Source organism: Shewanella sp. NIFS-20-20 (assembly GCF_019209865.1).
GTDB lineage: Bacteria > Pseudomonadota > Gammaproteobacteria > Enterobacterales > Shewanellaceae > Shewanella.
Window position 1 is genome coordinate 48381 of record NZ_JAHUTT010000019.1, and the last position, 10783, is coordinate 59163.

At 48.9% G+C, this 10783-nt stretch carries 12 protein-coding genes; 9 read left to right on the forward strand and 3 right to left on the reverse strand.

Annotated elements, in window-relative coordinates; translation table 11 throughout:
• The first annotated feature begins 406 nt into the window (after positions 1–406).
• From KU855_RS08260 to KU855_RS08290, 7 genes are all read left to right on the forward strand, one after another.
• Positions 407–1141 (forward strand): hypothetical protein, encoded by a 735-nt coding sequence (locus KU855_RS08260; protein ID WP_218529822.1) that lies wholly within the window; start codon positions 407–409, stop codon positions 1139–1141.
• A gap of 87 nt (positions 1142–1228) precedes the next feature.
• Entirely contained in the window at positions 1229–1504 is a 276-nt protein-coding gene (locus tag KU855_RS08265; RefSeq protein ID WP_256260933.1) for a hypothetical protein, read from the forward strand.
• Between the two features lie 66 nt (positions 1505–1570).
• Positions 1571–3037 (forward strand): YdiU family protein, encoded by a 1467-nt coding sequence (locus KU855_RS08270; RefSeq protein ID WP_218529823.1) that lies wholly within the window; start codon positions 1571–1573, stop codon positions 3035–3037.
• A gap of 15 nt (positions 3038–3052) precedes the next feature.
• On the forward strand, positions 3053–3385 hold the full coding sequence (locus KU855_RS08275; RefSeq protein ID WP_218529824.1) for a DUF3630 family protein: 333 nt from the start codon (positions 3053–3055) through the stop codon (positions 3383–3385).
• Positions 3385–4383, forward strand: a complete 999-nt coding sequence (locus KU855_RS08280; protein ID WP_218529825.1) for a serine/threonine protein kinase — start codon at positions 3385–3387, stop codon at positions 4381–4383. Before KU855_RS08275 ends, KU855_RS08280 begins: the two co-directional genes overlap by 1 nt.
• Before the next feature lie 90 nt (positions 4384–4473).
• Positions 4474–5088, forward strand: a complete 615-nt coding sequence (locus KU855_RS08285) for a thiol:disulfide interchange protein DsbA/DsbL (protein ID WP_218529826.1) — start codon at positions 4474–4476, stop codon at positions 5086–5088.
• 381 nt (positions 5089–5469) lie between these two features.
• Positions 5470–5682, forward strand: coding sequence for a DUF1107 domain-containing protein (locus KU855_RS08290; RefSeq protein WP_218529827.1), 213 nt, complete (start codon positions 5470–5472; stop codon positions 5680–5682).
• A gap of 103 nt (positions 5683–5785) precedes the next feature.
• On the opposite strand, the gene KU855_RS08295 is transcribed toward KU855_RS08290, so the two are convergent.
• Positions 5786–6010 (reverse strand): cell division protein ZapB, encoded by a 225-nt coding sequence (locus tag KU855_RS08295; RefSeq protein ID WP_218529828.1) that lies wholly within the window; start codon positions 6008–6010, stop codon positions 5786–5788.
• Between the two features lie 329 nt (positions 6011–6339).
• Here KU855_RS08295 and KU855_RS08300 point away from each other — a divergent pair, with 329 nt between their 5' ends.
• Positions 6340–7836, forward strand: coding sequence for a Na+/H+ antiporter NhaC family protein (locus KU855_RS08300; protein WP_218529836.1), 1497 nt, complete (start codon positions 6340–6342; stop codon positions 7834–7836).
• Positions 7837–7888: 52 nt separating this feature from the next.
• Positions 7889–8635, forward strand: coding sequence for a DUF1223 domain-containing protein (locus KU855_RS08305; RefSeq protein WP_218529829.1), 747 nt, complete (start codon positions 7889–7891; stop codon positions 8633–8635).
• A 3-nt stretch (positions 8636–8638) separates the two neighbouring features.
• Here KU855_RS08305 and KU855_RS08310 read toward each other — a convergent pair whose 3' ends face one another.
• Positions 8639–9385, reverse strand: a complete 747-nt coding sequence (locus KU855_RS08310; RefSeq protein WP_218529830.1) for a cupin domain-containing protein — start codon at positions 9383–9385, stop codon at positions 8639–8641.
• Positions 9386–9593: 208 nt separating this feature from the next.
• Positions 9594–10394 (reverse strand): hypothetical protein, encoded by an 801-nt coding sequence (locus tag KU855_RS08315; RefSeq protein ID WP_218529831.1) that lies wholly within the window; start codon positions 10392–10394, stop codon positions 9594–9596.
• Positions 10395–10783: the final 389 nt, after the last annotated feature.

Sequence of the window (10783 nt, forward strand, 5' to 3'; positions counted from 1 at the left end):
GGGTTTTACTGCAGCGACTCGCTAGCGCTCGAGCACGGGTTGCCTATGGTCACTCAAGGCGCGTGCGCATGTGAGAAATGACACCATCAGCGCTCACCGCCAGCAACACATTGCCCATTGAGGTTGGCGGCGTTAGCAGTGCTAACGGATAGCCGTGCCCTGGGCAGGATCATGGTTGTCACTGCCGCAGAGGCGGGGGGAGTAGGTGCGACAGGATCAAGATGCCTGGCATCAGGTATTTGCCCATGGCGGGTGGCATGCCTCAAGTCAAGGCCAGACACGCGCCAGTGACCTTACACAAAATGTTAAACATTAGCAGGTGAATTTTTCGCCAAAACCCCGCATAATTCATGACAATCTATAATGGAATGAGATATCTATCTCTTCCTGCGACAAGGAAATCTACATGAAAATAATCGTCATAGTGTTGTTGGTTGCCCTTGGGGTTTACTTGTATATACGAGCTCAACGCCTTGCCCGCGAGGAAGAAGGATCTCAAGCCGCGGATAAGCCAACCCATGATGACAGCGCGACGGAGAGTGCAGCGCAGCGTCAGTCTCACCCCGCGCCAGAGCAAACATCTTCAGTGGTTGATGAGGTGGCTAAGCCTCGCACGTCATCCGAACCTACCAGCAGTACTCGTGATGAGACTCCTAAGCCTCAACAGGCGAGTGTTGTGACGGCCGAGGAACCAGCGCCGGTGGCTGATACCCCCTCAATGGTGAGCCGTGCCCAAGCCGAGCCAAATACGGGGGATGAGGCTGCTGACGGGATCCAATTTTCTCAATCCGATTTATCTGAGCTAGTAAGCAAGATCCAACAGGCGCCAAGTGCTGACGCGTATGGCCTGTTTAGTGGCTTAGTCAAAGAATGCTATAAGGCGCGCAAGCAGAGCGATGTCTTGGCACAATCTCAAGGCTTGGATGGCTGGCATCAAACTCTGTTGGCAGCAACCACCACCCCTTCGGGCCAAGTATTTATGCAGTTGTCGACTTTATTAGCGGATGCGGGCCATTTTTCGGCGGCGATAGCACAATGTGATAGTGCCTTAGCCTTAGGGTTAGATGACGGTACTGTCACGGGGTTTGCTGGGCGAAAAACCCGACTGCAACGAGCGCAGCAGAAGGCCAATGCGCAATAGCCTCATTGAATTTAGCGTTATTTTTTGGTGCATTAGCGCGTAGAATAGCGGTTCATTTGCAATGAACTGACCGCGTTGAGGTGTACTTTGTCAAAAAGATTAATCGGGTGTTGCCTGTTTGCCCTGCTGTTGTCTGCCTGTCATCAGCAACCCCAGTGGGTGCTGTTTTACTACCCGGATGCCACGCAAGCGCCGGCGACCTTAGAGACTCAGGCGATTGCGGGTTACTACCAAAACTTAGATCATTGCCAGCGCAAAGGTGCCGGGTTGATAAAGCTCGCTGGCACTGACAATGGTGTCTTTGTGTGCGGCTTAGATTGCCAGCAAACGGCCAACGGTCTTCATTGCGAGCAACGTCACTGACAGCTCGCAGCGCCTAATACTTAGTCAGTTGGCCGTGCGCGCGCACGACCACAGGAGACATGCCCGATGAAACCTGACGCTTTGACGCCCGATTTATCCTTCAGTCAACCCTATTTCACTGAGCTGCCTCAGTTAGTCTCTAAGACTCAGCCCCAAGGCATAGGCGCCAGCCGTTGGTTAGCTTGGAGCGATGACGCCGCCGCACTGCTTGGTGGTTTAACCCCAACAGCAAGTTTGCTGGAGCAATGCGCGGGTAATCAGTTATTAGATAACGGTTTGGGTCATTACTTTGCGCAAGTATATAGCGGCCATCAATTTGGTGGTTATAGCCCGCAATTAGGGGACGGGCGGGCAATGATTGTTGGCAATTTAAATACGCCTCAAGGAGCGTATGAAATGTCACTCAAGGGCGCTGGGACAACCCCTTACTCACGTCATGGTGACGGCCGCGCTGTGCTACGATCTTCATTGCGTGAATTTTTAGCGTCTGAGGCCATGCATCATTTAGGCGTGGCTACTACCCGGGCTTTGGCGGTGGTGGGTTCTGATTTGCCGGTGTGGCGCGAGTCTCGTGAAACCGCAGCCATTACGGTAAGGCTCGCCCGCAGTCATATTCGTTTTGGTCATTTTGAATACGTCACCCACACGCGCCAAAGTAAGCCACAGCTACAGGCCTTACTCGACTTTACCATCCGTCAGCACTTCCCCGAACTCAGCGGCGATGCCGCAGGTTATAAAGCCTGGTTTGCTCAGGTGGTTGAGCGTACAGCCTTGATGATTGCCAAATGGCAAGCCTATGGTTTTACCCATGGGGTGATGAATACCGATAACATGAGCATTTTGGGCGAGACCCTAGATTATGGGCCTTTTGGGTTTTTAGACACTTACCAAGAGTCTTTTGTCTGTAATCATTCTGACAGTGAGGGGCGTTACAGTTTTGTCAGGCAGCCGGCGGTGGCTTTATGGAATCTACAGCGGCTGGCCCAGGCGCTGGTGCCGATAATCCCCTCGGATGATTTAGTGGCAGGGCTTGATAGTTTTGAGCGCCTGCTGGTGGATCATTATGTTGCCATCATGACCACCAGATTGGGGATTACGCCACAAGAGACGCGTGCCGATTTGGGGCTGATCTCTGCGTTAATGCTCGCTCTGGAAGAAAACCGCCTTGATTACACGAATACTATGCGCCAATTTTCTGTGGTTAGCCCGAAAGATCAACAGGCTCCTTGGCAAGACGACTGCGTGTCAGCGCAAGTCATGAAAGATTGGTTTAACGCGTATCGGCGCCGATTGGCGGATGTGGGCGATATTGATGACTGGCAAGCGCAACGTCGCCAAACTAATCCCAAGTTCATTTTACGCAATTACCTCGCTCAAGAGGCCATTGAGGCGGCTGAAAGTGGTCACCCACAAGCGGTTGCTGAACTATTGTCAGTGTTACAACGACCATTCGATGAGCAGCCAGGCCAAGAGCATTATGCTCAGGCTGCGCCGAATTGGGCGCAAGGTCTGGTATTATCTTGCAGTAGTTAGTTTTAGGAGTCGGCTATGCCAGGGCATTTAGGGTTGCATTCAGTGGAATATCGCGCTGAAGATCAGGTTATCGAATTTAGGGCAGAGGTCACGCTTGAGAGTTTTGAGACCTTTGCGCTGCAGTTATGTCAGGCCTTAGATTGTCGGGTACTGGAACAGCAATGGGGAGCCGATAGGCATCAATGGTTATTGGATTTTGAAGATTGCCGTTTATGGCTTCATTATGAGGATTATGGCCAAGTCTGCTGGTTTGCCGCCGAGAGTCATCATAGCGAAACGGCCGAGGTGTTAGTGTTTCTCGCCGGGTTAATGCGTCCTTTAATCCACACTAAGAGGTTATCTCTATAATGTCTGCAGTTAATGATTTCGGCTTTCATGGCCTCACGCCTGATGTTCAGTTAGACGCCATCGAGTCCCTCGGGATTTACCCTCAATCTGGGCTATTGACCCTCAACAGTTATGAAAATCGAGTCTACCAATTTCGCTGTGAAAACAACCATCGCTATGTGGTGAAATTTTATCGCCCCGATCGCTGGAGCAATCAACAGATCCAAGAAGAGCATGAGTTTGCTGCTGATTTACAAGATGATGAGCTATCTGTGGTTGCGCCATTAATGATCCATGGCGCCAGCTTGCATCATTTTAATGGGTACCGTTTTGCGCTATTCCCCTCGATGGGCGGGCGACCATTTGAGGTGGATAATTTAGATCATTTAGAAATTGTGGGCCACAGTCTAGGTCGGCTCCACGCTATCTCATCTACGCGGTCATTCTCACACCGGCGGGTACTCGAACCTAACGCCTGGGGGCAAGCTGCGTTGCAATCGCTGCGTGGATGTCAATTGATCCCCAGCGCGCTTAAAAATGACTATTTATCGACAGCCACTTTATTGCTTAACGATATTTGTGAGCAAATGGCGGGCAAAAATTACCAAGCGATTCGATTACATGGCGACTTGCACCCTGGCAATATTTTGTGGACGGACAATGGGGCCACCTTGGTGGATCTGGATGATGCGTGCATGGGGCCCGCGGTGCAAGATATCTGGATGATGTTGTCTGGCGAGCGCAGTCAGCAGTTACTGCAATTGGACGTTATCGTCGAGGCGTATAACGAGTTTAGCCATTTTAACCCCGATGAGTTGCAGTTGATTGAGCCTCTGCGAGGTTTACGAATGTTGCACCATAATGCATGGTTGGCTAAACGTTGGTCCGATCCGGCATTCCCGAACCATTTTCCGTGGTTTGGCGAGGTGGACTTCTGGTATCAATCGTTGCAAGACCTCAATGGTCAACGCCGGGCGATGCAAGATGCCCCATTACGGTTTGGTCCAAGTTGGTCGTAGGGAACTTTATTGGAGGGATACACTCCAATTTGGCAATATGTTAATCTTTTGAGTAATGACAATAGTTTTACCAAACTTTAAGGGAATCAAATGAAAAAAGCTTTTTTGATTGCACTGACATTAGTGCTAGCGCCAATGACGGCCATGGCTGCTGACTACAAAGAAGGTGTTCATTACGAAGTGATCAACAAGGGACCTGCAACGCCCAAGCCTGAAATTAAAGAATTTTTCTCATTTTATTGTGGTCACTGTTTTAATTTCGCGAACACAGTCGTGCCTCAAATCAAGTCGACCTTACCTAAGGGTGTGACCTTTAATCAGTCGCATGTTGAGTTCATCGGTCGTGAAATGGGCCCTGAAATGTCTCGTGCCTTTGCGATTGCACGCCAGTTAGGTGTTGAAGCCAAAATTGAAGCGGCCATGTTTAGCGCCATTCATGAGAAGCGTCAGCACTTTACCAACCGTGACGATATTCGTGCTTTATTTATTGCCAATGGCGTCGAAGGTAAGGATTTTGATGCGGCGGCCAATTCATTTATGGTCAATGCACAAGTGGCTAACATGAAGCGCGATGCTGAAAATGCCAAAATTCAAGGGGTGCCTGCCTTGGTGGTTAACGGTAAATATTTAGTGAAAACCAATGCAATTAAGTCTTACGATGAGATGCTAGATATCGCCTATTTCTTGGCAGAAAAGCAAGACTGAGTGAATTGATTTTCTTTGGAAAAGGAGCCGTGATGGCTCCTTTTTTGTGGCCAATTGTCACCCCCCAAAAAAACCGCACACCTTGGTCGCAAGGCGTGCGGTTATTGAGCCACTAGGCTCAGTTTTACCCTGAGTAACTTGGTTAATTTATCAAAGCGTCAAAAAACCGGCAAGCCACAAATTGTTAACTTTGGTTTCATGTTGTTACAAATGGTGTTTGGCCAACGCGAAAAATGTATATACAATTTTGTGGAGCATAGAGCCAATTTTGTGTTTTTTTACGAAACCAAATGCGTGGTTCAGGTGTCATACTCACTGATAAGCTTAATCTGTTGATGTTGGCAGTGAGAGTGATGAAAGGATGATTTGCAAGGAGGTCCTATGAGAGTTTTTCCTGTCTATGCCCCAAAACTCATAATTAAACATGTGCGTATTTTTCTTTCGGGAGCCATTTGGGTTAAAGATCTGGGGCGACTTGAGTTCGAAAAAGGGCTATTTTTATTGCCGAGAAAAGGCCAGCCTAAAATTAAACAGGCGGTGGTTGAGTTGAACGCCCTGATTGAAAAACAAAATCAATTAGCACTGCAGGCGTGATGGGTCAGTGGCATGTGCTAACAGTGTGTGATGCTTGGCACCCTTTGTAATTTATCTACAAGCGGGTGCTACGCATTCTGAATACCGAATCGAGCAAGTCAGCTTAATCGACTTGGTTGTTCAGCAGTCCGACTAGGCCAGTAACTTTCTCATTCCATGAGTTTAATTCCAGCTGCAAATTTTGGTTTTGCGCTTGCAGCTCTGCCGCTTGTTGATGCAATTCAGCTGACTTCAGTTTTTCTTCTTCTAATTCCATTTTCTGTAATTCAATGGTTTCGAGGGCGGCTTGGATCTTAGTTTCCAGTTTTGATAATAATTCGAGGCTCATGGGGCATCCTAATGAGTGGTCTTAGTTAGTGTGATTCTAACAGTGTCCTCGGTTGATGGAATAGCGGTTTCGCTTGAGCGTCCAAAAAAACATCACATAAGTGGATAATCATAAAATTAGTTCTGATTTCGGGGCCTTATGCCAGTCGATATGCAATTAGTAGCGAATGGTAAACTGCGCGCTCGCCTGCTTAACGCGAGTCAAGGCTGACTCAGCTAGTCATCAGATGGGGTCTTTTTACTCAAGCCTTGATAAAGGCTATTGAATGTTGCGGTGTCGCTTGAGGTATGATGAGCGTCATTACTTTTGCTTTGGAAGTCTTCGCTCGCATGGATGTAAACCCAATCGTACTCTTGCCCTTGTTATTCACCTTGGTGCTAGCTTTAGTGACTCGTCAAACCTTATTGGCCTTATTGGGAGGGATTGTCACTGGCGCCTTATTGATCCAAGATTTTTCGATAGTCACCACCATAACCTACCTAACCACCACCGCGAGCGAGCTGTTTTATGCCGACAATCAATGGCAACAATGGCATTTAAATGTCTTGGCAGCCATGTTAATGCTGGGGATGATGACTCGGCTATTTAGCGTCAGTGGCGCGGTCGATAGTTTTAGTCAATGGCTGTACCGGCGAATTACCAGTGGGCGTCAAGCGAGACTCGGGGTGGTGCTCTTAGGTTACTTGGTGTTTATTGACGGGATTTTTAGTTGTTTGGCCGTCGGGCATGTGTGTCGCCCCCTCACTCGCCGTTATCAAATCAGCGCGCCTCAGCTGGCCTATCTGGTGGACTCCAATGCCTCGCCGTTGTGCTCCTTGTTACCCATTTCCAGTTGGGGTCCTTACGTCATGGCACTGCTGGCGAGTATTAGTTTTATGACGTTACCGCCGTTGTCGGCCTTTATCGTGGTGGCCCAAGGTAACTTCTATGCCATGTTAACCTTATTGATGGCGCTTTGGCTGGCTTATACTGGTCAAGGCTTCCAGCGTGGGCAGCAGCCCGCTATTGCCATAGACGATACCGAGCTTGGCGGTTCTTCATCGCTTGGCCCTTGGTTATTACTATTGCCTATGTTGACCTTATTAGCCGGAGCTGTTGGGTTTACTTTGGTGTCGGGCATGAATGCGGCACCTGATGGCGGGATCACGCAATGGCTTGCCAGTGCAGATATTGGGGTGGCAATGCGTAATGCCTGCTTGCTCGCCTTGATCGTGACTTTAGTCAGTATGGTTAAGGCCCGTAGCGGCGTAACCGTGATGCTTAATGGCGTGGTTGGTGGTATCGGCATGATGCTATTTGCCATTGGTATTTTATTGTCGACGTGGATGATTGGTAAGGTCATTGACGATCTTAATGTCGCCTCGTTACTCGCGTATTGGGCGGAGCAATACCTTAGTCAAACCTTGTTAGTTCCCGGACTATTTGTGTTGTGTGCCATGATGGCATTTAGTACCGGTTCGAGTTGGGGGACGTTTGCCATCATGATCCCTATTGGTGCTCAGATAAGCCATCAATTAGATATCAGCATGTTACTGCCCGCCCTCAGTGCCGTCATGGCCGGTTCGGTGTTTGGCGACCATTGTTCACCCATCTCTGACACTAGCGTGATTAGTGCTTCCAGCAGTGGTTGTACCCCCTATGAGCACGTGATCACCCAAATCCCGTTAGCATTAGTGACGGCCAGTGGCGCCTTGATGGGGTTTTATTTACTCAATGTCGGTTGGAGCTATTTAGCTGCAGGTGCGGTGGCGGTGGCATTGGGGTTTAGCTTATTGCAGTTATTGCTGTGGCAGCGTCAGCGCCGCCTCAAATCTGCCATGGTGTAATATTTTGCTGAGCATTGGGGTCTATTGATGATATTCCCCAATGGAGCAGCTTATGTGGCGAGTTCAGTTATTGATAGCAGGCTTGATAATCAGTCTTAACGTCGGGGCTGAGCAGTGCCAGCAGAGCAAGTCGCAGCAACCGCTGCAATGGATTGAATTATTTACCTCCCAAGGCTGCAGTTCCTGCCCACCGGCAGATGCTTGGTTGAATCGCTGGCGTGATGATCCTCTGCTGTGGCATTCGGTGTTTCCTTTGGCCTTTCATGTAAGTTATTGGAATTACCTTGGCTGGCACGATCCTTATTCGAGCAGCGAGTTTAGTGAACGGCAATATTTGCATCTTAATCAGCGCCATACTCGTAATGTCTATACTCCTCAAATCCTGATTAACGCCCAAGAATGGCGAGGATGGCAAGGGCTCCTTGGCTATCTTGCGCCGTCACCTACGGCAAGGGTTGCCATGGCCACGAATTTGGGATTATGTATCGAGGCTAACGATCTTATCTGGACCATTGATCATGCGTATCAGGCCCCATCAGGGGTGACATTGCATATGGCGATTGTGGGGATGGGGCTTGAGACCTCGATAGCGCGTGGTGAAAATCGAGGCAAGATCTTAGCGCAAGATTTTGTGGTATTACTGCATCAACAGCAAGCATTAACAGCCAATCAAGGGACATGGCAATGGCAGCCAAAATCAGAATGGCCACAGCAGCAAGTGGCAGTGCTGTGGCTCGAAGATCAGGCCAGAGTGTTGGCTGCCGTTGGGCAGCCACTCACTGCAGGCCAAGCACTTTAGTGCTTAGTTAAACTTATCTTGGTTGGTACCGTATGGACCTAAATCAAGATCACGCTTACGGATCTCATCGACGCGATCAAACGCTTCTTCTGCGACGCGTAAGTTCTTCACGTCTTTACGCCAGTAATATTTAAAGCCATTGAAGTGGGCGTTATTGGGGTACCAATACATCACACCTAAACCTTCATCTGTCATGATGGGGGTATTGTGGATATGGTTACCGGGAATATAGAAATACTGGCCTTTCTTCAGCGGACGGAATTTGTTGTCTGCCAAGGTAGGGCTTTGGCCTGTGACCACATAGTAACACTCAGGCTGGCCGTGGAAGTGCGGTTCGTGATCAGACTTGCCGCCATTGGTGATACCAATCACCATCGGCGCATCGGCTAAGTCTTTCCACAAGTAACCCACTGGTGCATTATTTAAATCGCAGTCTTTCACTTCTAAAACGTTACCCTGATCGTCAAGGCCCTTACAGAAGCGCTGATCTTTAGCAATGCTGTCATTGGGTTGAATGGTCGAGAAGTTAACTTTCCCCGCTTCCCAGTCAGCAATATACGCTTCAACTTGTGGATCGCGACACTGCTCTGGCATGGTGTCTTGAGGAACGTGTGGTGAGCTATCATATGGCACCGGTGTCATTTGCTGGTATGGCAATTGAGCGTGGTTACATTGCGGGCCAGACGCCATGGCGGCGCTAGAAATTAGTGACGCCGCAACTAGGCTGGCGATAGTGGTAAGTGCTTTCATCTTATCCCTATTTTGTGTGGGCTCGCTGGCGAACCTTGTTATTTTTAATAGCAGCAAGATACGAAATTTTTCAAGCAATAAGCTTGAATAGGATCACGCTGGAGGGACGTTAGTTTGCCAATTCGTGATCGCTCTCCCGAAGAAAATTCATTCTTGATGAAAAAAAAAGCCCCTGAGTCAGGGGCTACATCTTGCGGCTTAGATTGGTTTAGAAATAATAACCCACGTTAATGTTGATGCGGGCATCCCACTTATCACGACCATCGTTTAAACCAATGCCTGAAGCATCCAATGAACTGCCCCACATGTTTTTGGCAAATGACAGGTCGATAGAACTGTAGGTTGGGCCTGCAACAATCGCAGCGCCGGTGACGTTTTGATAGCTGTTTTTAAAGTTTTCACCGTCAACATCTGGGGTCATCAGATTGAAGTCGTTATAAACTTTAACGCTACCAAAGTCGGTGCCGATGGTTTTGGCAAGGTTAACGGTATATAACTGACCTTTGTCGGCCGTTTCCAATAACCAGCCGCCTTGGGCGAAGGCGATGGTATCCAGCTTAGAGTCAGCGGCATCAAATTCATAGGTGATGGCTTGTGCTGTGAAATTCCAGCCTTGGTAGTTACTGCTCATATGCAGTGCAAATGCATGACGATCGCCACTGTTGTTGGTCAGGCTGTTATACAGCTGGCCGTACTGCACAGAACCGCCGAACGTGGTTGAACCACCGTGATGCTCAACGGTGTAGGTCTGGCGCAAGTTGAACTGGTTGCGTTCTTCGTTATGGTACTCATTGCCATTGATGTCGCCAGTGGCGATATCACCGGCGTACTTCTTGTATACGTCGGCAGAGTACTCGGCACCGTTAAAGTAAGCGATGTCAGTTGTCCAACCATTCTTGCTGTAGATAGCCTTGATGCCCGCGTCATAGTCTTCTTCGAAGCCCATGTAGTAACCAATGCTCATCCACCATGAGTTAGAGGCGATATTAGGGTTGCCAAATGGCACCATGGCAATCCCCGCCTGCAATTGCAGATCTGGGTTAACGTTGTAGTAGCCGTAGCCGTACTTGATAAAATTATCGCTACCGGTGAAACGGTATTCTGCTTCCAGACCAAAATCGCCTTGCTTGGCACTGACTTTTGCGGTGACTACGTCAAATTTGAATTCACCGCCCTTGTCGGCGCTGGTTGGGTTGTTATCAACCCAGTGATAGTTGGCGCGAACCGAACCGCCAAAATTAACATAGTCTTCTTGTGTTTGGGCTTGAGCGCGGCGTTGTTTCCTAAATCATTGAACTAATCATCAGAACCACGATCAGATCATTAGAACTTTGAGATGGGTGACGATGATGGGTAAGGCAAAGTACAAAATCAGCAACTGGAAGCAATATAACCAAG